Raw genomic sequence first — 26,076 nt, 5'->3', positions numbered from 1 at the left:
GCGATGAAAACAAAACTTTCCTGGTTATGTGCAGTGGCAATGGGGATGAGTGCGCTCCCCGCAACAATGGCTAACACAGAGCCTGATAACGCAGCGGCAACGCCTGCGCCAACAGTGCCTGTGGTCGCGCAGGCAACCGATCCGGTTATTACTGCCGCGCCCGGTCAAACAGAAAATGTCATTCCGAACCAGCCAACGGAGGGGAACACTCTACCCGCCGAGAACCCGGTTATCGGACAGGTGATGCCGGGTGTTCGGGGGGCGAATGCGCCCGTTGTCGCGGAAAATGCCCCGTCACGCGACGTCAAGCTGACCTTCGCGCAAATCGCGCCGCCGCCGGGCAGCATGGTGTTGCGCGGCATCAATCCTAATGGCGGCATTGAATTTGGCATGCGCAGCGATGAAGTCGTCTCGAATGCCGTGCTGAACCTTGAATATACCCCGTCGCCGTCCCTGCTGCCGACCCAGTCTCAGTTGAAGGTTTACCTGAACGATGAGCTGATGGACGTACTGCCGGTTACCAAAGAACAACTGGGTAAGAAAACGCAGGCGCAGGTGCCGATTAACCCGCTGTTCATTACCGACTTTAACCGCATTCGTCTGGAGTTTGTGGGTCACTACCGCGATGTCTGTGAAAACCCGGCCAGCAACACGCTGTGGATGGACATCGGGCGTAACTCCTCGCTGCAGATGACCTATCAGTCCCTGGCGCTGAAGAACGATCTCTCCGCCTTCCCGGTGCCGTTCTTCGATCCTCGTGATAACCGTCCGCTCACGCTGCCGATGGTGTTTGCGTCGTCCCCGGACGTAACCGAGCAGCTGGCGGCCACCATTGTGGCTTCCTGGTTTGGTTCGCGTTCCGGCTGGCGCGGTCAGAATTTCCCGGTGATGTATGACAAAATGCCGGACAGAAACGCGATTGTATTTGCCACCAACGCGAAACGTCCTGCCTTCCTGCGCGATCATCCTGAAGTCAAAGCGCCAACCATTGAGATGGTCAGCCACCCGGATAACCCGTACGTGAAGCTGCTGGTGGTCTTTGGTCGTGACGATAAAGATCTGGTCCAGGCGGCAAAAGCGATTGCCCAGGGCAACGTTCTTTTCCGCGGCAACAGCGTCGTGGTGGACGAGGTCAAGCCGCTGCTGGCGCGTAAACCTTATGATGCGCCAAACTGGGTGCGTACCGACCGTGTCGTGACGTTTGGTGAGCTGAAAACCTATGAAGAGCAGCTGCAGGCGTCCGGGCTTGAACCCTCGCCAATTAGCCTGTCACTGAACCTGCCGCCGGATCTGTACCTGCTGCGTACCAACGGCATCGATATCAATCTTAACTACCGTTATACCGCGCCGGCGACGAAAGACAGCTCGCGCATGGATATCAGCCTGAACAACCAGTTCCTGCAATCGTTCAGCCTGCAAAGTACCCAGGACACTAACCGACTGATGCTTCGCCTGCCGGTGCTGCAGGGGCTGCTGGACGGTAAAACGGATGTCTCCATTCCGGCACTGAAGCTTGGGGCAATCAACCAGCTGCGTTTTGACTTCCAGTACATGAACCCGATGCCTGGCGGTTCGGTGGATAACTGCATCACCTTCCAGCAGGTTCAGAACCACGTTGTCATCGGCGATGAGTCGACCATCGACTTCTCGAAGTACTATCACTTCCTGGCGATGCCGGATCTGCGCGCCTTTGCTAACGCAGGCTTCCCGTTCAGCCGCATGGCCGATCTCTCTGAGTCCATCGTTGTGATGCCAAAAGCGCCAAACGAAGGTCAGGTGACAACCCTGCTTGATACCATAGCAACCGTTGGGGCCCAGACGGGATTGCCGGCAATTAACGTCACGTTGACGGACGATGGCAGCCAGATCCAGAACAAAGACGCTGACATCATGGTCATCGGTACGATTCCGGATAAGCTGAAGGATGATAAGCGTATCGATCTGCTGGTGAAAGCCACGGAGTCCTGGGTTAACACCCCGCTGCGCCAGACCGATTTCCCGAGCATCATGCCGGATGCGAACGATCGCCAGGCCAGCGCGCAGACGGCCGTCACCTCTCAGGGGGCGATGGCTGCGGTAGTGGGCTTCCAGTCACCTTATAACGATCAGCGTAGCGTGGTGGCGCTTCTGGCGGACAGCCCGCGTGGCTATGAACTGCTGAATACGGCGATGAACGACAGTGGTAAACGTGCCGCGATGTTTGGCTCTGTGTCGGTGATCCGTGAGTCTGGCGTCAACAGCCTGCGCGTGGGTGATGTGTACTACGTCGGCCATCTGCCGTGGTTCGAACGCCTGTGGTATGCGCTGTCTAACCATCCGGTTCTGCTCGCCATCCTGGCCGCGGTCAGCGTGGTCTTGCTGGCATGGGTGCTGTGGCGTCTGCTGCGTATCATCAGCCGTCGTCGCCTCAACCCGGATGAGTAAGATGTGATGAAAGCCTTTCGCTGGTGTGCAGTAGCAGCGTTGATGCTGGCGGCGCTTCCTCTTCGCGCCGCCTGTACCTGGCCTGCCTGGGAGCAGTTCAAAAAGGATTACATCAGCGAGGGCGGGCGCGTCATTGATCCCAGTGACACGCGCAAAATTACGACGTCGGAAGGGCAAAGCTATGCGTTGTTCTTTGCTCTGGCCGCCAACGATCGCCGCGCGTTTGAGCAAATACTGACATGGACGCGCGATAACCTTGCCGGCGGCAATCTCAACGACCATCTCCCTGCCTGGCTCTGGGGGCAGAAAGACAAAGAAAACTGGGCGGTGATTGATACCAACTCCGCCTCAGATGCCGATGTCTGGATCGCCTGGTCACTGCTTGAAGCGGGCCGGTTATGGAAACATCCGGACTACACCCGCACGGGTAAGGCGCTGTTGAAACGCATTGCCGGTGAGGAAGTGGTGAAAGTACCAGGGCTCGGCGCCATGCTGCTTCCGGGTAAAGTCGGTTTTGCTGATGAAAACGCCTGGCGCTTTAACCCCAGCTATCTTCCTCCGCAGTTAGCAAGCTATTTCACCCGCTTTGGTGCCCCGTGGACCACGCTTCGTGAAACGAATCTGCGACTGCTGCTGGAAAGCGCGCCAAAGGGGTTCTCGCCGGACTGGGTGCAGTATCAGAAAAACAGAGGCTGGCAGTTAAAGCAGGATAAAGCGCTGGTAGGGGGCTATGACGCCATTCGTGTCTATCTTTGGGTGGGCATGATGAGTGATAAAGACCCTCAGAAAGCCCGGTTGCTGACGCGCTTCCAGCCGATGGCGGCAAAAACAATGAAACAGGGCGTGCCGCCGGAAAAAGTGGACGTGGCGACGGGTAAACGCACCGGCAATGGTCCGGTCGGGTTCTCTGCCGCCATGCTGCCGTTTTTACAACAGCACGATGCTCAGGCGGTTCAGCGCCAGCGCGTTGCAGACCATTTTCCCGATAACAACGCCTATTACAGCTATGTACTGACTCTCTTTGGTCAGGGATGGGATCAGCATCGTTTTCGCTTCACCGCTAAAGGTGACTTAATACCGGATTGGGGCCAGGAATGCGCAAGTTCACAGTAAATTTACTCACTTTATCGCTTGGGCTGGCACTGATGCCGCTGGCGCAGGCCGTTAACTCTCCGCAGCAGAAACAGCTGCTGGAGCAGGTTCGGCTGGGCGAGTCGACACAGCGTGAGGATTTGGTTCGTCAGTCGCTCTATCGTCTTGAACTGATTGATCCGAACAACCCTGATGTTATTGCCGCCCGTTTTCGTTACCTGCTGCGCCAGGGCGATACCGCCGGTGCGCAAAAAGAGCTGGATCGCCTGAAAGGGATCGCTCCAGGCTCCAGCGCGTATCAGTCCTCACGCAATACGATGCTGCTTTCCACCCCGGATGGCCGACAGCAGTTACAGCAGGCGCGCTTGCTCGCCACGACAGGGCACACTCAGGAGGCGATTGCCGCCTATGACAAGCTCTTTGACGGCAACCCGCCGGGTGGCGACGTGGCGACGGAATACTGGAATGTGGTGGCGAAAGATCCTGCCCGCCGCAATGCGGCCATTAACCAGCTGAAAAAAATTAACAGCAGCAGCCCCGGTAATACGCAGCTGCAGACGACGCTTTCCCAGCTCCTGTTCCAGAGCGGGCGCCGCGATGAGGGCTTTGCGGTCCTGCGGGAGATGGCTAAATCGACCGGCGGCCGCAGCCAGGCGTCTGACATGTGGTATGAGCAGATCAAAGACCAGCCTGCCAGCAGCGCCAGCGTTAGCGCGTTGCAAAAATACCTGAGCGTTTTCAGCGACGGCGATAGCGTCGCGGCGGCGCGTGCCCAGCTTGAAGCGCAGCAAAAACAGCTCGCAGACCCGGCCTTCCGGGCGAAAGCGGAAGGTCTGGCGGCAGTGGATGCCGGGCAGGGGAGTAAGGCGGTTGCGGAGCTGCAAAAAGCCGTCAGCGCCAACCATGCTGACAGTGAAGCGGTGGGTGCCCTGGGACAGGCTTATTCCCAGAAAGGCGATCGTGCCCGCGCGGTGGCGCAGTTCGAAAAGGCCATAGCCCTCGACCCGCAGAGCGATAACCGGGGTAAATGGGACAGTTTGCTGAAGGTCAACCGCTACTGGCTGCTGATCCAGCAGGGCGATGCGGCGCTCAAGGCGAATAACCCGTCACAGGCGGAACGTTACTATCAGCAGGCACGTAACATCGACAATACCGACAGTTACGCGGTGCTGGGCCTGGGTGATGCCGCGGCGGCACGAAAAGATAACGATGCGGCAGAGCGTTATTATCGTCAGGCGTTGCGTATGGACAGCGGTAACAGCAATGCGGTTCGCGGCCTGGCCAATATTTACCGCGCACAGTCACCGGAGAAAGCCTCGCAGTTTATCCAGTCGCTTTCTGCCAGCCAGCGCCGGAGCATTGATGATATTGAACGTAGCCTGACTAACGAGCAACTGTCTGCCCAGGCCGAACAGCTGGAGAATCAGGGGAAATACGCCCAGGCAGCAGAAATACAGCGCCGCCGTCTGGCGCTCTCGCCAGGCGACGTCTGGATAACGTATCGTCTCTCGCGCGATCTCTACAGCGCGGGCCAGCGCAGCCAGGCGGACACCCTGATGCGCCAGCTTGCCAGCCAGAAACCGTCTGACCCGGATCAGGTGTATGCCAACGGGCTCTATCTCTCCGGGAACAATCAGGATCGGGCCGCGCTGGCGCATCTGGATACGCTGCCGCGTAGCCAGTGGAATGGCAACATTCAGGAACTGGCCGACCGTCTGCAAAGTAACCAGGTGCTGGAAACCGCCAACCGCCTGCGCGACAGCGGTAAAGAGCAGGAGGCGGAAAACCTTCTGCGTCAGCAGCCGACCTCTACCCGTATCGACTTAACGCTGGCCGACTGGGCGCAGCAGCGTGGCGATTTGGAATCGGCGAAAACGACGTACAACGCCGTCCTGCAGCGTGAGCCGCAGAACGAGGACGCGATCCTCGGTCTGACCGAGATTTATAGCGCGCAAGGTAACAAGGACGCTGCGCGTGCCGAGCTGGCGAAACTGCCTGCCGCGCAAAATGGCGAACCGTTATCCCTCAATATGCAGCGCCGGATCGCGATGGCGCAGGCGGGGCTGGGCGATTCCGCCGCCGCAGAGCAGACCTTCAACAACATCATTCCGCAGGCCAAATCGCAGCCTGCCTCAATGGAAAATGCGCTGGTGTTACGTGATGCCGCGCGCTTCCAGGCGCAGAACGGTCAGCCTCAGCAAGCGCTGGAGACGTATAAAGACGCGATGGTGTCATCAGGCATCACGACGACCCGTCCGGTGGACAACGACAGTTTCACCCGTCTGACGCGTAACGATGAAAAAGATGACTGGCTGAAGCGCGGCGTACGGAGTGACGCCGGTGATTTGTACCGTCAGCAGGATGTTAACGTCACGCTGCAGCACGATTACTGGGGCTCCAGCGGCACGGGCGGCTATTCCGACCTGAAAGCGCACACCACCATGCTGCAGGTGGATGCTCCGCTGTCTGACGGGCGCATGTTCTTCAGAAGCGATCTGGTCAACATGGACGCCGGTTCATTTGATAACAATAATGGGACCTACGATCCTAAATGGGGGACCTGCTACGAAACGCCGTGTAGCGGCAACACCCATCAGAGTGACAGTGGCGCCAGCGTCGCCGTCGGCTGGCAGAATAAAACCTGGTCGATGGATATTGGTACCACCCCGATGGGCTTTGACGTCGTCGACGTGGTGGGCGGCCTGAGCTACAGCAGCGATCTGGGTCCCATCGGTTATACCGTCAATGCCCATCGTCGGCCAATCTCCAGTTCACTGCTGGCCTTCGCCGGGCAGAAAGATACCAATACCGGCACCACCTGGGGCGGCGTACGTGCGACCGGGGGGGGCGTAAGCATCAGCTATGACAAAGGTGAGGCGAACGGCGTCTGGTCAAGCCTGAACGCAGAAACGCTGACGGGTAAAAATGTGGAAGATAACTGGCGCGTCCGCTGGATGACGGGTTACTACTACAAGCTCATTAATAAAAACAACGAGCGCCTGACGGTCGGCGTCTCCAATATGCTCTGGCATTACGACAAAGACCTGAGCGGATATACCCTGGGTCAGGGCGGCTATTACAGCCCGCAGGAGTATGTCTCCTTCGCACTGCCGGTGACCTGGCGTAAACGCACGGAAAATTGGTCCTGGGAGCTGGGCGGCTCTGTCTCCTGGTCACACTCCAAAACCAAAGATGAACTGCGCTACCCAATTCAGAGTCTGATCCCGACCGATGAACCCGGCCGCTATACTGACCGGGGGGCGATGGAAACCGGCAGCAGCAGCTCCGGCACGGGTTATACCGCACGGGCGATTATCGAACGCCGGGTCACGTCCAACTGGTTTGTGGGCATGGGCGTGGATATTCAGGAAGCGAAAGACTATACCCCAAGCCATGCGCTGATTTATGTGCGTTACTCTGCCGCAGGCTGGCAGGGCGATATGGACTTACCGCCGCAGCCGCTCATTCCTTACGCGGACTGGTAATCGGATTTTCCTTAATCCATTTGTAAGTCTCTCTTAATAGCACAGCAATCGGGTATACTCAGGCGCGCCAGGTTTACACCCTGGCGCGCCCTGCGCTTCGAGTTTTGTGGAGAGTCATTTTGCGTGTCAGCCGTTCCTTAACGATCAAACAGATGGCGATGGTGTCTGCCGTCACGATGCTGTTTGTCCTGCTTTTCTGCGTCATTTTGCTGTTTCATTCCGTGCAGCAGAATCGCTATAACACGGCTTCGCAGTTAGAAAGTATCGCCCGCTCGGTGCGCGGCCCACTCTCCGCCTCGATCCTGAAAGGGGATATTCCCGAAGCGGAAACCATTTTAAAACGCATTCAGCCTGCTGGCATCGTGAGCCGCGCGGATGTCGTCTTGCCCAACCAGTTCCAGGCGCTGCGGATGAGCTTTATCCCGGAACGCCCCGTCCCGATGATGGTCATGCGCCTGTTTGAACTGCCGGTGCAAATTTCTCTGCCTCTCTATTCGCTGGAACGTCCTGCCAATCCGCAGCCGCTGGCCTACCTGGTCCTGCAGGCAGACTCGTATCGCATGTATAAGTTCGTCATGAGTTGGGTGGTTACGTTAGTGACCACTTGCTTACTTATGACCCTGATTCTCAGCGTGGCGTTAACCTGGTGTATTAACCGGTTGATTGTGCATCCGTTGCGCCGTATCGCCCGCGAGCTGAATGCGCTTGCGCCGCAGGATCAGCTGGGGCACCAGCTTGAACTGCCGCGCCTTCATCATGACGATGAGATCGGGATGCTGGTACGCAGCTATAACCTCAACCAGCAGCGCATCCAGCGTCAGCAGGATGAGTTAAATAACAGCGCCACGCGATTCCCGGTGTCAGAACTTCCTAATAAGGCGTTTCTGATGGCGATGCTGGAGCAGACGGTTGCGCGCCAGCAAACCACGGCGCTGATGGTGATCGCCTGTGAAACCCTGCAGGATACGGCGGGCGTGCTCAAGGAGAGCCAGCGTGAAATGCTGCTGCTGACGCTGGTGGAAAAGGTGAAATCTGTCCTGGCCCCGCGCATGGTGCTGACGCAGGTCAGCGGTTACGACCTGGTGGTGATAGCCAACGGCGTGAAAGAGCCGTGGCATGCCATCACATTAGGTCAGCAAGTGCTCACTGTCATTAATGAGCGACTGCCTGTTCAGGGGATCCAGCTGCGTCCAAGCGCCAGTATCGGTATCGCCATGTACTACGGTGATTTAACGGCGGAGCAGCTGTATCGCCGCGCGTTCTCGGCGGCGTTTACCGCCCGGCGCAAAGGCAAAAATCAGATCCAGTTCTTCGACCCGGAACAGATGGAAAAGGCGCAGCAGCGCCTGACGGAAGAGAGCGACATCCTGACCGCGCTGGATAACCGTCAGTTTGCTCTCTGGCTACAGCCGCAGGTGAATCTACAGACGGGTGAAGTAAAAAGCGCCGAGGCGCTGCTCCGTGTACAGCAGCCGGACGGCTCATGGGAGCTGCCGGAGGGGCTGATTGAACGCATTGAATCCTGTGGCCTGATGGTCACCGTCGGTTATTGGGTGCTGGAGGAGTCCTGCCGCCAGCTTGCCGCCTGGCAGGAGCGCGGCGTGACGCTGCCGCTGTCGGTTAATTTGTCTGCGTTGCAGCTCATGCATCCGACGATGGTTTCCGAAATGCTGGAGCTGATCAATCGCTACCGGATCAAGCCTGATACGCTGACGCTGGAAGTGACGGAGAGCCGACGCATTGACGATCCTAACGAAGCCGTTGCCATTCTGAAGCCGCTGCGCAATGCCGGCATTCGCATCGCTCTGGACGATTTTGGTATGGGCTACGCCGGGCTGCGTCAGCTTCAGCATATGAAAACCCTGCCGGTGGATGTGCTGAAAATCGACAAAGCGTTTGTCGAAGGGCTGCCAGAGGACAGCAGCATGGTGCAGGCCATTATTCAGATGGCGCGTAGTCTCAATCTGCATCTGATTGCCGAGGGGATTGAAACCGACGCGCAGCGCATCTGGCTGGCAGAGGCGGGCGTAGAGAGCGGTCAGGGCTTCCTTTTTGCCGCTGCTGTTCCTGCGGATGTCTTTGAACAACGCTACCTTCCCGGTGCTGACAATCACGCAAAAGTGTAATTTTGTTGCTGGCTTGTGCGAGCCAGCTCAAAGTTCTTAACATTTGTGTTTCAAATTTGAACTGAGTTTATTTCTGTCCTGTTATACGGGTGTTATTTTAGAGCCGCAGGTTAACCATAACCTTACAAAACCTGTGGTTTTTCTTCCCAAGGACACCTTATGAAAACCTCACTCTTCAAAAGTCTCTATTTCCAGGTCCTGACAGCCATCGCCATCGGTATTTTGCTGGGGCATTACTACCCTGAGCTGGGCGCGCAAATGAAACCGCTTGGCGACGCGTTCGTGAAGCTCATCAAAATGGTCATCGCCCCGGTAATCTTCTGTACGGTTGTCACGGGCATCGCTGGCATGGAAAGCATGAAAGCGGTAGGCCGTACCGGTGCTGTGGCGCTGCTCTATTTCGAAGTGGTCAGTACCCTTGCGCTGATTATTGGTCTGATTATCGTTAACGTGGTCCAGCCTGGTGCGGGCATGAACGTTGACCCCTCAACGCTCGATGCCAAAGCGGTCGCGGTCTATGCCGAGCAGGCGAAGGATCAGGGCGTGGTGGCTTTCCTGCTGGACGTGATACCCGGCAGCGTCATTGGCGCATTTGCCAGCGGAAACATTCTGCAGGTACTGCTGTTTGCCGTCATGTTTGGCTTTGCCCTGCACCGTCTGGGCAGCAAAGGCCAACTTATCTTTAATGTGATTGAGAGCTTCTCACAGGTCATCTTTGGCATCATCAATATGATCATGCGCCTGGCGCCAATCGGTGCCTTCGGTGCGATGGCCTTCACCATCGGTAAATATGGCGTAGGTACGCTGGTGCAGCTGGGCCAGCTGATTATCTGTTTCTATATCACCTGTATTCTTTTCGTGGTGGTGGTGCTGGGTTCCATTGCCCGTGCGACAGGTTTCAACATCTTCAAATTTATCCGTTACATTCGTGAAGAGCTGCTGATTGTGCTGGGGACCTCTTCTTCAGAATCGGCGTTGCCGCGTATGCTCGACAAGATGGAAAAACTCGGGTGCCGTAAGTCGGTGGTCGGGCTGGTGATCCCGACGGGCTACTCCTTCAACCTTGATGGTACGTCGATATACCTGACGATGGCGGCGGTGTTCATCGCTCAGGCGACCAACAGCCATATGGATATTTTCCATCAGATCACCCTGTTGGTGGTGCTCCTGCTCTCCTCGAAAGGCGCGGCAGGCGTAACGGGCAGTGGCTTTATCGTGCTGGCGGCCACCATTTCTGCGGTGGGGCATCTGCCGGTGGCGGGCCTGGCGCTGATTCTCGGTATTGACCGCTTTATGTCCGAGGCGCGCGCATTAACCAACCTGGTAGGTAACGGTGTGGCGACGGTCGTTGTCGCGAAATGGGTGAAAGAGCTGGATCACAAAAAACTCGACGATACGCTGAATAATCGCGTGTCTGATAGCAAAACTCCTGGTTTAACCTCCTAATCTTGTTACAAATGCCCGCATTCCCTTGTCGGGATGCGGGCTCCTGCGCATAATAACCCTTCATACCTGTCATAATTCGACAAGATTTTTTTTGGGTATATTTCACTTCGGACCGTGACGTTTTGCCGAACGCGCGGTCTAATCGACGTGTTTTCATCGTCATCTTTTAGAGTGCAGCGCGTCGCGAGACACTCTTTTTAACCAGGAATGTTGATCAGGGGTTCACATGCAGGGCACAAAAATTCGACTCTTAACCGGCGGTTTGCTGATGATGGCAGCAGCCAGTTATGTGCAGGCAGATGCGCTCCAGCCAGACCCGGCCTGGCAACAAGGCACGTTAGCGAACGGTTTCCAGTGGCAGGTTTTATCCACCCCGCAACGTCCGAGCGATCGTGTTGAAATCCGTCTGTCCGTTAATACCGGCTCCCTTACGGAAAGTACTCAGCAAACCGGTTTTAGCCATTTTATTCCCCGTCTGGCGCTCACTCAGAGCGGCAGCCTGCAAGCGGTTCAGGTGCGTTCGCTGTGGCAACAGGCCATCGATCCAAAACGCCCGCTGCCTCCGGCTGTGGTCTCCTATGACTACACCATGTTTAACCTGAGCCTGCCAAATAACCGTAACGATCTGCTCAAAGAAGCGCTGACCTATCTCGCTGATGCCTCAGGCAACCTGGCGATTACGCCGGATACCGTTAACTATGCGCTGAGCAACAGCGACATGGTGGCGACCTGGCCTGCGGATACCAAAGAGGGCTGGTGGCGCTACCGTCTGAAAGGTTCAACGTTGCTGGGTCACGATCCGGCGGAGCCGCTGAAGCAGCCGGTCGATGCCGAACAGGTGAAATCGTTCTACCAGAAATGGTACACCCCGGACGCCATGACGCTGATTGTGGTTGGCAATGTCGATAGCCGCGCGGTGGTTGAACAGATCAACAAAGCGTTTGGCGATTTGAAAGGCAAGCGTGAAACGCCTGCCCCGGTTCCGACACTCTCTCCGCTGCGCGCCGAGCCTGTCAGCATTATGACGGACACCGTGCGTCAGGACCGACTCTCCGTGATGTGGGATAACGCCTGGCAGCCTATCCGCGAATCCGCCGCGCTGCTGCGCTACTGGCGTGCCGACCTGGCGCGTGAAGCGTTGTTCTGGCACGTCCAGCAGACGCTCAGTAAGAATAACGTGAAGAATATTGGTCTTGGCTTTGACTGTCGCGTGCTTTTCCAGCGTGCGCAATGTGCCATTAACGTTGAATCGCCGGGCGATAAGCTGAATGCGAATCTGGGTGTGGTCGCCAAAGAGCTGGCAAAAGTGCGTAAAGAGGGCCTCTCTGAAGAGGAGTTCAATGCGCTGGTGGCCCAGAAAAAACTGGAGCTGCAGAAGCTGTTTGCGACCTACGCGCGTGCCGATACGGATATTCTGATCAGCCAGCGCATCCGCTCCCTGCAGAATCAGGTTGTCGACATTGCGCCTGAACAGTACCAGAAGCTTCGTCAGGATTTCCTGAACGGTTTGACCGTGGATATGTTAAATCAGGATTTACGTCAGCAGTTGTCGCAGGATATGGCATTGATCCTTATGCAGCCGAAAGGCGAGCCGGAATATGACATGAAGGAACTTCAGAAGACCTGGGATTCTATTATGGTTACCGCGCCGCAGCCGGCGACCGCAGCGGATGATTTACACCCGGACGCGACGGATATTCCGCAAGGACAGTAATGCGTAGACATGCCCTCTCCCTGTGGGAGAGGGCCAGGGTGAGGGCATCAGCCCGTACTTTGGTTAAACAGGCATCGCCTCACGCGGAATAATCGCCCCGCGATACTGAATCACGGTGCTGGCCGTCAGGTGTCCGCGCTGTGCCGCGGCTTCCGGCGTTCCCCCGGTCAGACGTACCGCCAGGTAACCCGCGCTGAAGGAGTCCCCTGCCGCTGTCGTATCAATCACGTTCTCTTTGGCCAGCTTCACCGCCGGGACTTCAACCACCGCTTCACCCGCCATCGCGACCAGACATGATTCCGCCCCGCGCTTAATGACGACTTCGCTTACGCCCGCCGCCTGCGTGCGTGCAATCACGTCATCTACGGGCTTCTCACCCCACAGGGCGTCTTCATCGTCGAGCGTCAGGAACGCAATGTCCGTGCACTGCAGCATCTGCTGATAAACCTGCTGCGTCTCTTCACGGCTGGCCCACAGGCGTGGACGGTAATTGTTATCAAAAATCACCTTACCGCCGTTGGCGCGGCATTTATGCAGCAGCGACAGCAGCTTTTCGCGGCTGACTGGACTGAGGATCGCCAGGCTGATCCCACTCAGATAGAGATAGTCAAAGCTTGCCAGTGCTTCACAAATGGCCGGGGCTGCATCGCTCTCCAGCCAGAACTTCGCCGCGGCTTCGTTACGCCAGTAATAAAACGTGCGTTCGCCGGTGCTGTCGGTTTCGATGTAGTAAAGCCCGGGAAGGCGGTTTTCCATACGCTGGATCAGCGCGGTGCCCACATGTTCATTCTGCCAGGCTTCCAGCATCTGCTGGCTGAAGCTGTCCGTGCCGAGGGCGGTAACATAGTCCACGGAGAGTGCTTCTGGCGCAACCTGACGGGCGATATAGACGGAAGTGTTTAACGTGTCGCCACCAAATCCGCGGCTGACTTCCGCGCCTTTTTGGGACAGCTCAATCATGCATTCGCCAATCACGGCAATTTTTTTGGACATAGTCGTGAACCTGAACAGAAGAATTTATCAGCAGTGTGCGCTGAGTGAATTAGATGGTCAACTATATTAAAACGACGTTCCATTATTTAATTTGAGCCAGCACGTGTTCCGGCAAATTTCTGTCATCTTAATTTCATTTTCCCGGTGAATTGAACATAAAGTTCTCAATTGTCGCGCCGATAACCCAGTGACGAGTCCAGAAAGGCCATCCAACAACAGGACATCTGAAATGAAGTCAGAGCAGGTTATCCAGCGGCTGAGCACTACGCCTGAGGCAAGTATTGAGAACTTGCAGGAGCATCGCTACTGGCTGCAATGTGAGCGTGCGTATACCTATCAGCCGATCTACCGAACGGACGGTCGACTGATGGCCATTGAAATTTTGACCGTTGTTACGCACCCGTCAAACCCTTTACAGCGTATCGCGCCAGATCGCTATTTTGCCGAAGTTGCCGTTCGCCAGCGCCTTGACGTGCTGGAAGAGCAGCTTCGTATGCTGGCGACCAAACAGGCCTTTTTCGAGCGGCACAATATCCTCGCCTCGGTTAACGTGGATGGCCCGACACTGCTGGCGCTGCGTCAGAATGCAAAGTTGCAGGAACTGATCGCCACTCTGCCGTGGATGCGTTTTGAACTGGTGGAGCACGTCCGGCTGCCGCAGGACTCCTCGTTTGCCTCGATGTGTGAATTTGGCCCGCTGTGGCTGGATGACTTTGGTACGGGCATGGCGAACTTCTCTGCGCTGAGCGAAGTGCGTTATGACTACATCAAAGTGGCCCGCGATCTGTTTATTATGCTGCGTCAGACCCCAGAAGGGCGAAACCTGTTTACGCTGTTATTGCAGCTGATGAACCGCTATTGCAAAGGGGTGATTGTCGAAGGTGTGGAAACGCTGGAAGAGTGGCGCGATGTGCAACACTCACCCGCTGCTGCCGCACAGGGTTATTTCCTCTCTCGTCCGGTTCCTATGGATACCCTCGATACCGTCATAACTAACCTCTGATCCGCCCGTTTCCCCTTGTCTGGACTATAGTTTTACAGGACAGGCCATCAGGAAAGGGGACAAAAATGACAAAGACAACCAGGGTTATCTCCTGGACTACAGGGATTTTCTTGTTGTTGATCGTGGTTATCGTCGTCATTATTGCGACGTTTGACTGGAATCGCCTTAAGCCGACCATCAACCAGAAAGTCTCAGCTGAGCTGAACCGTCCCTTCGCCATCCGCGGCGATTTGGGCGTGGTATGGGAACGTCAGAAACAGGAGACCGGCTGGCGAAGCTGGATCCCCTGGCCGCACGTCCACGCCGACGACATTATTCTCGGCAACCCGCCGGATATTCCGGACGTCACCATGGTCCATCTGCCACGCGTTGAAGCCACGCTGGCGCCGTTAGCGCTCCTGACCAAAACCGTCTATCTGCCGTGGATTAAACTCCAGCAGCCCGATGCGCGTCTGATCCGCCTTTCTGAAAAGAACAACAACTGGACGTTTAACCTTGCCAGCGACGGCGAAAAAGATCCCAATGCCCGGCCCTCTTCATGGTCATTCCGTCTGGACAATATTCTTTTCGATCGCGGGCGGATCGCCATCGACGATAAGGTCAGCAAGGCGGATGTGGAGATCCTGGTCGATCCGTTGGGTAAACCGCTACCGTTTAGCGAAGTGACGGGCAACCAGGCGAAAGGCGATAACGCCAAAGCGGGAGATTATGTGTTCGGCCTGACGGCCAAAGGGCGCTACAACGGTCAGCCGCTGAGCGGGAAAGGAAAAATGGGCGGCATGCTGGCGCTCAGGAGCGAAGGTACGCCGTTCCCGGTGCAGGCGGATTTCCGTTCAGGGAATACGCGCGTGGCATTCGTGGGCACGGTCAACGACCCGATGAACATGGGGGGCGTGGATCTGCGGCTGAAATTTGCCGGTGATTCGCTGGGGGAACTGTATGAGCTGACCGGTGTGTTGCTGCCCGATACGCCGCCGTTCGAAACGGACGGGCATCTGGTTGCCAAAATCGACACCGAAAAATCGTCTGTCTTTGACTACCGGGATTTTAACGGCCGCATCGGTGACAGTGATATCCACGGCTCGCTAACCTACACCACCGGAAAACCGCGCCCGAAACTGGAAGGGGATGTGGAGTCCCGCCAGCTACGTCTGGCCGATCTGGGCCCGTTGATTGGCGTGGATTCGGGCAAAGGCACGAAGTCGAAAGAGGTCAAAAAGGACGTTCAGCCTGCGGGGAAAGTGCTGCCTTACGATCGCTTCGAAACTGACAAATGGGACGTGATGGATGCCGATGTACGCTTCAAAGGGCGTAAAATTGAGCACGGCAGCACGTTACCGCTGAGCGATCTCTCGACGCATGTCATTCTTAAAAACGCCGATCTGCGCCTGCAGCCGCTGAAGTTTGGTATGGCGGGCGGAACGATTTCCTCGAACATTCACCTCGAGGGCGATAAAAAGCCGATGCAGGGGCGCGCCGAAATTCAGGCCCGCAGGCTGAAGCTGAAAGCGTTGATGCCAAACGTGGAGTTGATGCAGAAAACCCTCGGTGAAATGAACGGTGACGCGGACATTCGCGGGGTAGGGAATTCCGTGGCGGCGCTGCTGGGCAGCGGCAATGGTAACCTGAAACTGCTGATGAACGACGGCCTGGTCAGCCGCAACCTGATGGAGATCCTGGGGCTGAACGTGGGCAACTTTATCATCGGGCAAATTTTCGGGGATGACGAGGTGCGGGTGAACTGCGCCGCGGCCAATCTGGATCTGGTAAACGGCGTGGCGCGTCCGCAGATTTTTGCCTTCGACACGGAAAACGCGGTGATTAACGTGACCGGTACCGCCAGCATGGCCTCAGAGCAGCTGGATTTGACGATCGACCCGGAAAGTAAAGGGATCCGTATTATTACCCTGCGCTCGCCGCTTTATGTCCGCGGCACCTTTAAAAATCCGCAGGCAGGCGTGAAGCCCGGGCCGCTGATCGCGCGTGGTGCGGTGGCCGCAGCCCTCGCGACGCTGGTCACCCCAGCCGCCGCGCTGCTGGCATTGATTTCGCCGTCAGAAGGTGAGGCGAATCAGTGTCGGACAATTTTATCGCAGATGAAGAAGTAAGGTGCGGGATGTTTTTGCCGGGTGGCGCTGCGCTTACCCGGCCAACATTTTGAATCGTAGGCCGGGTAAGGCGTAGCCGCCACCCGGCATGAGCTTACAGTGCCTGATGCTTAGTCTCATGCGTCAGCAGCAGCGCAATCAGCGTCAGCGCCGCCATGGCCGCCAGGTAAACGCCCACGTAGAACAGACCATAATTTGCCTGCAGCCAGGTGGCGATGTATGGCGCAACGGACGCCCCCAGAATGGAAGAGACGTTGTAGGAGAACGACGCACCGGTATAACGCACTTCCGTCGGGAACAGCTCTGGCAGCAGCGCGCCCATTGGGCCGAAGGTCAGCCCCATCAGGCTAAGGCCAATCAGCAGGTAGGCCATCACCAGTGCCGGGCTACCTGAACCCAGCAGCGGCGGGAAGACGAACAGGGCAAACAGAATGATCAGCGTGGTGATCGTAATCATGCTCGCACGACGACCGAATTTATCCGCCAGCAGGCCGGCAATCGGCACCATCACACCAAACCCGATGACCGCCATCATCAACATCCACAGTACTTCGTTACGCGGCAGACCCAGCCCAACCGGCGCGGCGGCGGTACTGTAGGTCATGGAGTAAACCGTCATGATGTAGAACAGCGTATAGGTTGCCAACATGATGAACGTGCCCAACACGGTGACGCGGACGTGTTTGGTCAGCAGCGTGCCCAGCGGGACTTTCACCTGTTTTTTCGCCGCGGCCACTTTCGCGAACACCGGCGTCTCATGCAGGGACACGCGGACATACAGGCCAATCAATACCAGCACGGCAGAGAAGACAAACGGAATACGCCAGCCCCAGCTCATGAACTGTTCATCTGTCAGCAGCCAGGAAAGCAGCAGGAAGGTCCCGTTGGCAAAGAAGAAGCCAATCGGCGCGCCAAGCTGCGGGAATGAACCGTACAGCGCGCGTTTACGCGGCGGGGCATTTTCTGTCGCCAGCAGCGCCGCGCCACCCCATTCACCGCCCAACCCCAGACCCTGACCAAAACGCGCCAGCGCCAGCAGGACCGGCGCCAGAATGCCAATGGTTTCGTAGGTCGGCAGCAGGCCGATCGCCACGGTGGAGATCCCCATCGTCAGCAGCGAGGCCACCAGGGTGACCTTACGACCAATACGGTCGCCAAAGTGTCCAAACAGCGCAGAGCCAATCGGACGTGCAACAAACGCGATAGCAAAGGTTGCCAGAGACTGCAGCGTCGCCGCCGTCGGGTCTCCCTGCGGGAAGAAAATATGCGGGAAGACGATGACCGCAGCGGTGGCATAAATGTAAAAGTCGAAGAACTCAATGGCGGTGCCAATCAGCGATGCGACGACAACTTTATTGCGCGAGTTGACCGGGACGTTTTCCGCGCCAGAGTCGAGTGTTGTGGCTGTTGCTTGCATAATATTTTCTTATTTTTTATCGAACGAAAGGCCATATTACGCACAGCAAAAGCGACATTTCAATCTGTAACAAAGTCGCGTTCTGGTGATAAAAGCAACAAAAAGCGGATAATTTTCAGGCCAGCGAAAATGCTTCCATGAAATGCTCCACAGTTTTTAAATATTGGTGGATAAAACTGGTTTTTGGTTAAATAAAAGTTACGGACTGGATTTATATGCTGAAATGATGAGTCGGGCTGAAATTTCAGCCCGAGAGAGGGGTTAGCGGTGTGTTTTTCCCGGCATGCGTGTGTCGCCTTTGTACTCGGCGGTGGCAATCCACGCGGCGCAGAACAGGGTCAGGCGGGCGAAGAAGTAGAAGAAGGCCATCAACCCCAGCACGGAGCCGAACGCCGCGCCCGACGGGGATTTCACCAGCGACGGCAGGGTGTAGGTCATCACGATTTTAATCACTTCAAAGCCTATCGCCGCAATCAGCGTTCCGCGGAGCAGGGCCTTCTTGCGCGGACGATGACGGGGCAAACGCCAGAAAATCCAGAAGAACAGCAGGTAGTTGGCGAAAATGGAAATCGCCAGCCCAATGCCGCGCCAGGCCGGTTTCAGCCATTCGATGTAATCCAGATAGAGTGCAGAGATAATCATCTGCTGTGCGGAGCCCGCCACGGAGGTAATTGAAAGCGTAACGATGAGCGCAATGAGCAGGCCAATCAGCGAAACAAAGTCGCGGAGATACTTAACCCATATTTTCTCCTGATCCTGCGGCTTACGCTCCCACACCTCACGCGACTGGGCGCGAATGGCCTCGCGGAGGTTGCCCATCCAGTTTACCCCGGAGTAAAGGGCGATAAGCAAACCAACGATCCCAACGGTCGTACGTTGCTGAACAGCGGTATTAATCGTGCTTTTTAGCGTGGTGGCGAGGGTCGGGTCACTGACGTTATTCAGGATTTTATTGAAAATATCCTGCAGCAGCGTCGGGTGCGACGCGAGCACAAAACCGGCCGCTGCAAACGACACCATCAGAATGGGGATCATCGACAGGAAGGAGAAATAGGTGATGGCAGCACCAAACTGGTTCCCCATGCGGTCATTAAAGCGCTCGGTCGCACGTATCAAATGCGCAACCATGGGAAACTGCTGAATTCTTTCTGCCAGGCTGGTGACGGTGCCCAGCGTCTTGCTGGCCGCCCCTGGGGTTTTAGCCTTTTCTGGCCCGGTTTCCATCTTCTTGATGGGATCATAATCTAAATGTTGGGTGGGTCGTTGCGGGTTATTTTCCGGCGTCACGCGTCTTTTCCTTTTCGTTAGGCTGGATGTTACTGAATTATAGCTTGCGACTAATCCACGTAAGCTTTTGTGAGTTCGGTCAGCCACTCCATGAACAGATGTACCCGACGGGAGAGGTTGCGGCGATGGGGATAAATCAGGGACACGGGCATCGGTTCCGCGCGATATTGCGGGAGGATCTCAATCAGTTTTTTCGCCCGCAGTAAATCACGTACCCCAACACGTGGAACCTGAATGATGCCCAGCCCGGCAAGGCAGGCCGCCTGGTAGGTCTCCGTGCTGTTGACGGTTAATACGCCGCCCGTCTTTATCCACTGCGTTGCACTGCCGTTATAAAATTCAAAGCCCTGCGGACGGGTACCCAGCATGGCGGCGTAGTGAATCACAGCGTGTGAGCCCAAATCATCCAGCGTTTCAGGGTAGCCAAAACGCGCCAGATAATCCGGACTGGCACAGTTAATTACCGACAGTTTCCCCAGCGGCCGGGCAATTAACCCTGAATCTTTCAGGGAGCCCACGCGGACCACGCAATCAAACCCTTCGCGAATCACATCCACCAGACGATCGCTGCTGCTGAGTTCCAGTTCAATACCCGGGTACTGCTGCAAAAAAGTCGGCAGTCTGGGGATGACTAAATTTCGAGCAACGCCGACGGGCATATCCACGCGCAGCCTTCCGCTTATGGTGGAGGGATCGTGCTGAAACAGTCCGTCCAGTTCATCAAGGTTTGCCAGCAGATCTTTTGCCCGTTCGTAATAGACCATGCCGTCCTGCGTCAGGCTGACGCGACGCGTGGTCCGGTGCAACAGCTGGGTGCCAAGGCGGTTTTCAAGGGCCTGAATTTGCCGCGAAACGCTGCCTTTCGGCAGCGTTAAGGTTTCTGCAGCACGGGAAAAACTTTCCAGTTCCGCGACGCGCACAAACAGCTGCATTGCGTGAATTTTATCCATAGATGAAGCTCATTGTTGTTGCTGTTGAAACAGTGAAGCGTTTTAAACCCTCTTTATTGATCTTCTATCACCTAATAAGCTCTTTCTCAATCTCCATAACAGCCAAAACGAGGTTTATGATGACTGAACGTATCGCATTAGTGACGGGTGGTAGCCGTGGTTTGGGTAAAAACGCGGCGTTGAAGCTGGCGGCAGACGGAACGGGAATTGTTCTGACGTACCACAGCAATCAGCAGGACGCACTGGAGGTTGTTCGCGAAATTCAGGAAAAAGGCGTGAATGCTGCAGCATTACAGCTCAACGTCGGTGATATTGCCAGCTTCGATAAGTTTGCTCAGCGGCTTCAGGAAATCCTTAAGACCGTCTGGCAACGCGACACCTTTGATTATTTATTGAACAATGCCGGGACGGGTTTATATGCACCCTATACCGACACAACGGAAGCCCAGTTTGATGAGGCGATGAATATTCATTTCAAAGGGCCTTTCTTCCTGACACAGCGCCTGCTGCCTCTGCTGAATGACGGAGGCCGGATCCTCAACGTCTCCAGCGGGCTGGCCCGATTTACCCAGCCAGGCTCCGGTACCTATGCAGCGATGAAAGGGGCGATGGAAGTGTTGACCCGCTATCAGGCGAAGGAGCTGGGTGCGCGTGGTATCTCCGTCAATATTATCGCGCCGGGCGCGATAGAAACCGACTTTGGCGGTGGACGCGTTCGCGACAACGCGCAGCTTAATCAGATGCTGGCATCACAGACGGCGCTGGGGCGGGTGGGGTTGCCGGACGATATCGGCGATGCCATCGCGGCACTGCTCAGCGATAAGCTGGGCTGGATGAATGCGCAACGTATTGAGGTGTCAGGCGGTATGTTCCTGTGAGGCCTGCTGTTAAGGGGAGGGAACCCCTTAAGGAAATCCTTAAAACTGATGTGTCAAAGTACGGGCAAATATAAAAACCACTCGCGGATTTGTAACCTCTCCATTCATTGAGTTTTTTCTTAAATACTGCCTCTGTAGAATCCCCCTTCGCTATTCTCAGAGGGAGAAAAACGATGCGAGTAATCATGTTTGACAGGCAGTCGATATTTATTCATGGAGCGATACACGGTCTGCAGGAGTTAATTCCTGAAATAAATATAACGGGCGCTTGTCAGGCGGACGATTTATGGGGGCAAATATCTGCTTCACCGTCTGCTATCGTGATGATTGACGGCAATTTGATCCAGGAAGAGGAGAGTGCTTTCCTGGAAGAGCTTATGGATTCCTTCCCGGCGATACGGGTGATTATGGTTCTGGCAAGAAAAGAGGCCAGATGGGTTGAGCAGCTCATGCAGCGAAACGTGATGGCCATTATCCCCCGTAACGCTAACCCCGAACGGTTTGCCGCCGTGCTGGATTCCGTGTCCAGAGGGATGGTCTGCTTTCCCGGGGAGTGGGTTAGCCAGCAATCATCAGCACAGCCGTTACTCTGTTTAAGCGAGCGTCAGCGCGAGGTACTCAAACTGCTGGCAGCGGGGGAGTCAAATAAAGAGATTGGCCGCAATCTCAACATCAGCGCGGCCACGGTAAAAGCGCATCTGGAAGCACTTTTTCGGCGGCTGGAGGTGAAAAACCGGACCCAGGCGGCCATGTACTATACCCGGGCGATAGCCTGATACAGCGCGTTCAGACGTAAAGGCGTCTCGGCGAAACTGAATATCAATACTACCAATGCATCATGCTGCTGTTGGGTTAATGGGCGTGTTATATTTTCCCGCAGCAGCCTCTCACATAACTGAATATCTTCCTGAAGCAAACATTCTGCCTGGAGCGGAGTAATGCCTCCGTGAAAATTGTCCTCCTCATGGATCGCATGTCCATAGCCGATCACCCACAAACCATTTTCATCACGATATTTCTCCAGTGAAAGCCCCTGATGCTTCTTTATTAAATCAATGGCGGCATAAGAGATATTCAGCGCATGACCTTTCATATTCATTTCCTCGTAATGGCGATACTGTAGAGGAATTGAACAATGAAAAATATCCGCCAAATGGCTGTTGATCAGGCGTTATGGTTCAGATATTCATGCCGTAAAAGACCCAATAACCAGTCATTTTGCCAGCGTCCGGAAAGGTAATAGCTCTCGCGAAGCTCCCCCTCCAGACGAAAGTGGGCTTTTTCCAGCAGACGTCTGGAGGCGATATTTCCCGCCGTGACGGTGGCGGTGAGCCGACGTAGTCCGCCCTCACGAAAGGCGTAATCGCAAAGCGCCCTCAGGGATTCGAAACCGTAACCTTTCCCCTGCGCCTCGGGTGCAAAAAGAAAGCCCACTTCAGCGCAATCGTCCTCACGATGAATATACCCGGTCACGCCCAGCGGTGCCTGAGAGGTGGCATCACGGACGACGAGACACAGCCAGTGCGTGCTGCCCGGCGTCCAGAGGGGCAGACGAGAATCAAACGCCTCACGAATCGCGGCAACGGGACGGTCTTCCGCCACAAAGCGCATCACGTCAGGATGTTGCTGCAACGCCAGAAAAAAGGGCCAGTCATGCTCCTGCAGAGGCGAGCAGTTCAGGCGTGAAGTCATTAAAACCGGCATTAAGATTCTCCTGAAACATTTTTAATGATTTTAGGGTTGTCACTTTATTTCAACAGAAAGTCAGGTATGGTTAAGCATGTATAAATAAAAGAAAAATGGCCATAAGTGCCCATTCCTGATGTCTTCGTTGTCGCTTAAGGAAAACAATGACTCTCAGCACATCACATCATATTCGCGAACAGTTTGAACACTGTCTGGCGGTCATTCGCCAGGCGTCGGTTGAAATTTTGCTTCTCCTGAATGTACATGTTTCTGAGGGAAAAGATCCACGCTGGCTCCTGGAACAACTGGATAGCGCACGTTTAGCGCTCGGGGGATGGGCAGCCGTTGCGAAGACGCTCAATCTGAATGATGCCGAGATGTCGGAATTTACGCTGCAGCTGCGCCTGCTGCAGCAGCGCGTTCCACAGTATGAAAGCGGGCAGGATGTCAGCGAAAACCAGCTGATTGCGGCGATGCGCTTTGTGACCACGCTGGAACATCTTCGTTTGCAGCAGCCGTTGCTGACTTACAGCACGGAGCTGGCAACGGGTAGCGAACTGCAGCAACAGCAGGCGCACAAGCAGGTTCGCGCCATTGAGCTGATGATTAAAGGACTTATTCAGCAGGCCTGGCCCGATCAGGTGCGGCTCAATAATCATCTCAAGACCTTATTTAATGCCGACCGGGTAAGACGCTGGCTGAAGCTCGGGGAGATCAACGATATCCTGAGTGGGATGATGTTCAGTGAACTGGCGCAGATGCTGGTGGATAAAAAAGAGTTCAGCCGGTATTACGCCTCGCTGTTTAACGATCCTGCCATGCTGACGCTCCTGGTAGAACCGCGTAAAACGCTGCAAACCTTCCTTGATGATATTCGGCAAATTCGCAACAACATCACGGTTCAGAAAACGTTAAGTTCGGCGCAAATTCAGCTGCTGGATAACTACTACATGCAGATATCCCGACCGGTTCAACGTGCATTCGAAGAGGGGAGAACGCGCGTCAACCCGGCCGGATTGATGGCGGTGGACGCCAGTGAACTGCACACTTTCTGGGAAAAGGCGCAGAAAATGGATCGGGTTACCGGGGGCGATCTGTTTGAGGTTCGTGACACGATTGAAAAGCCGACCCAGCGCGCGCCGCGCACGCCCGAACAGCGTGAGCAGCTTATCTCCGGTGCGTTATGGGGCGCGGTTGGCGTGATGGTAATCGCCATCCTGGTGGGCGGCTTCTGGCTGGTGACCAGCAGCAAACCGCAGTCGTCGGCCGAACACACTGCGCAAGCGGCTCCGCCGAAAGATATGCGCGAAACCCCTTCTGCGCGCGAGACGCTGACCCGCATGGGGGTGACCTGGGACGACAATAATTTCCGTTCAGCGATTAATCGCAACGATACCCGTGTCGCGCAGCTCTTTTTGCAGGGCGGGATGGACTGGAAGCTGTCATGGACCGAAGAGGCGATGTCGGCAGGCCATGACGACGTGCTGGAACTCATGCTGCGCTACCGACGGAACATGACGGAAGAGAAGCCATGCCGTCGCTTTATCAACACGCTCAGCCACGCGATGTCGAACGGTGAATCCCTGACCTCAGTGCGTAAAGCGTATCTCAAAGCGTTCTGCACCGTGCCCGCCGTGGTGAAGCGCCAGCAGCACGATCTGGATATGGCTACGCGGCGTGCGCAGTCGCAACCGGATGCCACCACGAAAAAATGGCAGTCTATTCAGACTGCCATTTATGAGGTTATCCGCTGATTCCTTTATCCTCTCCCTATTGTGGGAGAGGGCCGGGGTGAGGGCACCAGACCGCACCCCACTCAAGGCTCCCCATACAACCCTATCAGCCGTCGCACTACGCCGTTGGTCCAGCCGAAGCCGTCCTGAAGGGGATACTCACCCCCGCCCCCCTCGCGTGGCGTACTGCTGGCGATATGATACTTCTCAATCAGCTTGTGGTGGGTCTTATAAAAATGATTCACCGTCTGCAGCCAGCTCCAGGCGATCTCATCGCCCAGTGAGTCATTGCCATACTGCTTGAACCCCTGAATGGCCATCCACTGCAGCGGGGCCCAGCCGTTGGGTTTATCCCACTGCTCGCCGGTTTCATACTCGGTTGCCAGAATCCCACCCGGCGTCAGCAGTCGCGTTTTCACCGCATCCGACAGTCGATCGGCCTGTTCATGCGTGGCCATACCGACGTACAGCGGCACAATGCTCGCGGCAGAGAACAGCGCCATCACTTCGCGGCGCCAGTCATAGTCGCGATAGCAGCCGCTTTCTTCATCCCAGAGGTAGCGGTTAATCGCGGCGCGGCGATCGCTGGCCTTCTGATGGAACAGTTCAGCGGTCTCTTTATCCCCTTTCGACGCCGAGATATTGGCGATAGTACTCTCCAGCTTGAACAGGAAGGCATTCAAATCGATCGGGATAAACTGCGTGGTGCGAATGCTGGCCAGTCGGCCAGGCTCACGCAGCCAGCGGGAGGAGTAATCCCAGCCTGAGGCTGCACCCGCGCGCAAGTCACGATACACTTCGTTTGGCGGACGTCCGGAGTGACGGGCCGTTTCTACGTCCTCAATCCACGATTCGTCCCGGGGCGTGTCGCGGTCGTCCCAGTAGCGGTTGAGCAATGATCCATCCGGCATACGTACCGCGCTGCGATAGGCCTGATTAAGCAGCAGCGACTCGGCACCGTCCATCCAGAAGGCGTGCTCCATCTTGAGGTGCTCAAGGTAACGCTTCGCGCCGCGTACCCCGTCCTCTTCAAACAACTCGACCATCAGGGCAAAGACCGGCGGCTGAGAGCGGCTGAGGTAATAGGTACGGTTACCGTTTGGGATATGCCCGTAGCGTTCGATCAGCCACGCGAAGTTATCCGCCATACACTTCAGCAGGTCGTTACGTCCGCTCTCCGCCAGCCCCAGCATGGAGAAATAGGAGTCCCAGTAATAGGTCTCACTGAATCGCCCGCCGGGCACAATATAGGCCTGCGGTAACACCAGCAGAGAGGACCAGGGGATATGGTCCTGCGGTTCGCGCGTCAGCACCGGCCACAGACTGTCAATGTGCTCTTTTAGCGACAGACCGGGGTCAGAAACATATTCCGTGCCGTAGGTGGCCGGTAGCCAGAAGTGGTTCTCTACAAACTGGCGCAGGTCGAAATCCCGGTGACGTTTCACTTTACGATAGCGGATCAGGATATCCAGCGGGTCCATCTTCGGCGCGCAGTCAGGGAAGGTTTTGCTGTCCGCGAACAGGCGTGTGGACTGAACATGCTCGAACAGTTCCAGATAGCGATCGGCGGGCGTCAGGGCATCGGAGGCGGGTAGCCCCTCGATCATTTCGGGTTCCGGCTCCGCCTCAATCATTTCATCCAGTTTCAACTCGCAGGGATCGGTCTCGTAGCGCAGCTCTTCTGCGATCTCGAATTCGATATTCTCGGTAGCCTGTAGTTTCTGGTTGAACATG

The 26,076-nt window shown here is 56.0% G+C and carries 18 protein-coding genes; 11 read left to right on the top strand and 7 right to left on the bottom strand.

All coding sequences use genetic code 11. The annotated features are described in order from the left end of the window. Positions 1 to 3: 3 nt before the first annotated feature. The 6 genes from bcsB (at position 4) to AAER43_RS21665 (ending at position 12,287) form a co-directional block, all read left to right on the top strand. Positions 4 to 2,424: a cellulose biosynthesis cyclic di-GMP-binding regulatory protein BcsB gene (gene bcsB / locus AAER43_RS21690; protein ID WP_050861816.1), complete on the top strand. Its 2,421-nt coding sequence runs from the start codon at positions 4 to 6 to the stop codon at positions 2,422 to 2,424. Between the two features lie 6 nt (positions 2,425 to 2,430). After that, on the top strand, positions 2,431 to 3,537 hold the full coding sequence (gene bcsZ / locus AAER43_RS21685) for a cellulose synthase complex periplasmic endoglucanase BcsZ (RefSeq protein WP_050861817.1): 1,107 nt from the start codon (positions 2,431 to 2,433) through the stop codon (positions 3,535 to 3,537). Continuing rightward, complete coding sequence (bcsC, locus tag AAER43_RS21680; protein WP_050861818.1) at positions 3,519 to 7,001, top strand: cellulose synthase complex outer membrane protein BcsC; 3,483 nt, start codon at positions 3,519 to 3,521, stop codon at positions 6,999 to 7,001. The genes bcsZ and bcsC overlap by 19 nt, the downstream gene beginning before the upstream one ends. 119 nt (positions 7,002 to 7,120) lie before the next feature. After that, the gene (gene hmsP, locus AAER43_RS21675; RefSeq protein ID WP_023331533.1) at positions 7,121 to 9,127 is read left to right on the top strand and encodes a biofilm formation regulator HmsP; all 2,007 of its coding nucleotides are present in this window, start codon (positions 7,121 to 7,123) and stop codon (positions 9,125 to 9,127) included. 159 nt (positions 9,128 to 9,286) lie between these two features. Beyond that, the gene (locus tag AAER43_RS21670) at positions 9,287 to 10,573 is read left to right on the top strand and encodes a dicarboxylate/amino acid:cation symporter (RefSeq protein WP_014885598.1); all 1,287 of its coding nucleotides are present in this window, start codon (positions 9,287 to 9,289) and stop codon (positions 10,571 to 10,573) included. A gap of 226 nt (positions 10,574 to 10,799) precedes the next feature. Continuing rightward, on the top strand, positions 10,800 to 12,287 hold the full coding sequence (locus AAER43_RS21665) for a pitrilysin family protein (protein WP_014885597.1): 1,488 nt from the start codon (positions 10,800 to 10,802) through the stop codon (positions 12,285 to 12,287). Between the two features lie 63 nt (positions 12,288 to 12,350). Here the strand turns inward: AAER43_RS21665 and AAER43_RS21660 are convergent, their stop codons facing one another. Continuing rightward, positions 12,351 to 13,280, bottom strand: a complete 930-nt coding sequence (locus tag AAER43_RS21660) for a sugar kinase (protein WP_014885596.1) — start codon at positions 13,278 to 13,280, stop codon at positions 12,351 to 12,353. A 229-nt stretch (positions 13,281 to 13,509) separates the two neighbouring features. On the opposite strand from AAER43_RS21660, the gene pdeH reads away from it, so the two are divergent. After that, positions 13,510 to 14,283, top strand: a complete 774-nt coding sequence (pdeH, locus tag AAER43_RS21655) for a cyclic-guanylate-specific phosphodiesterase (RefSeq protein ID WP_045269642.1) — start codon at positions 13,510 to 13,512, stop codon at positions 14,281 to 14,283. A 65-nt stretch (positions 14,284 to 14,348) separates the two neighbouring features. Next, positions 14,349 to 16,391 (top strand): AsmA family protein, encoded by a 2,043-nt coding sequence (locus tag AAER43_RS21650; protein ID WP_050861819.1) that lies wholly within the window; start codon positions 14,349 to 14,351, stop codon positions 16,389 to 16,391. 94 nt (positions 16,392 to 16,485) lie between these two features. Here AAER43_RS21650 and AAER43_RS21645 read toward each other — a convergent pair whose 3' ends face one another. The 3 genes from AAER43_RS21645 to AAER43_RS21635 all read right to left on the bottom strand — a co-directional run bounded on the left by AAER43_RS21645 (position 16,486) and on the right by AAER43_RS21635 (position 20,045). After that, on the bottom strand, positions 16,486 to 17,808 hold the full coding sequence (locus AAER43_RS21645) for an MFS transporter (RefSeq protein WP_050861820.1): 1,323 nt from the start codon (positions 17,806 to 17,808) through the stop codon (positions 16,486 to 16,488). A gap of 261 nt (positions 17,809 to 18,069) precedes the next feature. Further along, positions 18,070 to 19,095, bottom strand: a complete 1,026-nt coding sequence (gene yhjD, locus AAER43_RS21640; protein ID WP_014885592.1) for an inner membrane protein YhjD — start codon at positions 19,093 to 19,095, stop codon at positions 18,070 to 18,072. Between the two features lie 50 nt (positions 19,096 to 19,145). Further along, positions 19,146 to 20,045 carry a LysR family transcriptional regulator gene (locus AAER43_RS21635; protein ID WP_050861821.1) on the bottom strand — a complete coding sequence of 300 codons (900 nt, stop codon included), beginning with the start codon at positions 20,043 to 20,045 and terminating at the stop codon, positions 19,146 to 19,148. Between the two features lie 119 nt (positions 20,046 to 20,164). On the opposite strand from AAER43_RS21635, the gene AAER43_RS21630 reads away from it, so the two are divergent. Further along, on the top strand, positions 20,165 to 20,923 hold the full coding sequence (locus tag AAER43_RS21630; protein WP_057057852.1) for an SDR family oxidoreductase: 759 nt from the start codon (positions 20,165 to 20,167) through the stop codon (positions 20,921 to 20,923). Positions 20,924 to 21,096: 173 nt separating this feature from the next. Then, entirely contained in the window at positions 21,097 to 21,699 is a 603-nt protein-coding gene (locus AAER43_RS21625; RefSeq protein ID WP_014885589.1) for a response regulator transcription factor, read from the top strand. Here AAER43_RS21625 and AAER43_RS21620 read toward each other — a convergent pair. Both AAER43_RS21620 and AAER43_RS21615 read right to left on the bottom strand, forming a co-directional pair. Beyond that, positions 21,678 to 22,016, bottom strand: coding sequence for a lysozyme (locus AAER43_RS21620; RefSeq protein ID WP_050861822.1), 339 nt, complete (start codon positions 22,014 to 22,016; stop codon positions 21,678 to 21,680). The genes AAER43_RS21625 and AAER43_RS21620 overlap by 22 nt on opposite strands. Positions 22,017 to 22,087: 71 nt before the next feature. Beyond that, complete coding sequence (locus tag AAER43_RS21615) at positions 22,088 to 22,627, bottom strand: GNAT family protein (RefSeq protein ID WP_047027097.1); 540 nt, start codon at positions 22,625 to 22,627, stop codon at positions 22,088 to 22,090. Between the two features lie 146 nt (positions 22,628 to 22,773). Between AAER43_RS21615 and AAER43_RS21610 the strand changes: the two genes are divergently transcribed. Beyond that, entirely contained in the window at positions 22,774 to 24,363 is a 1,590-nt protein-coding gene (locus AAER43_RS21610; protein WP_014885586.1) for an STY4199 family HEPN domain-containing protein, read from the top strand. A gap of 62 nt (positions 24,364 to 24,425) precedes the next feature. Here AAER43_RS21610 and AAER43_RS21605 read toward each other — a convergent pair whose 3' ends face one another. Continuing rightward, positions 24,426 to 26,075: an alpha,alpha-trehalase gene (locus AAER43_RS21605; protein WP_014885585.1), complete on the bottom strand. Its 1,650-nt coding sequence runs from the start codon at positions 26,073 to 26,075 to the stop codon at positions 24,426 to 24,428. Position 26,076: the final 1 nt, after the last annotated feature.

Origin of the sequence: Enterobacter sp. FUJ80071, from assembly GCF_038739915.1 — a bacterium.
GTDB lineage: Bacteria > Pseudomonadota > Gammaproteobacteria > Enterobacterales > Enterobacteriaceae > Enterobacter > Enterobacter kobei.
The sequence above is the reverse complement of the archived record's forward strand: the minus strand, read 5'-3'. Positions and strand labels throughout refer to the sequence as shown.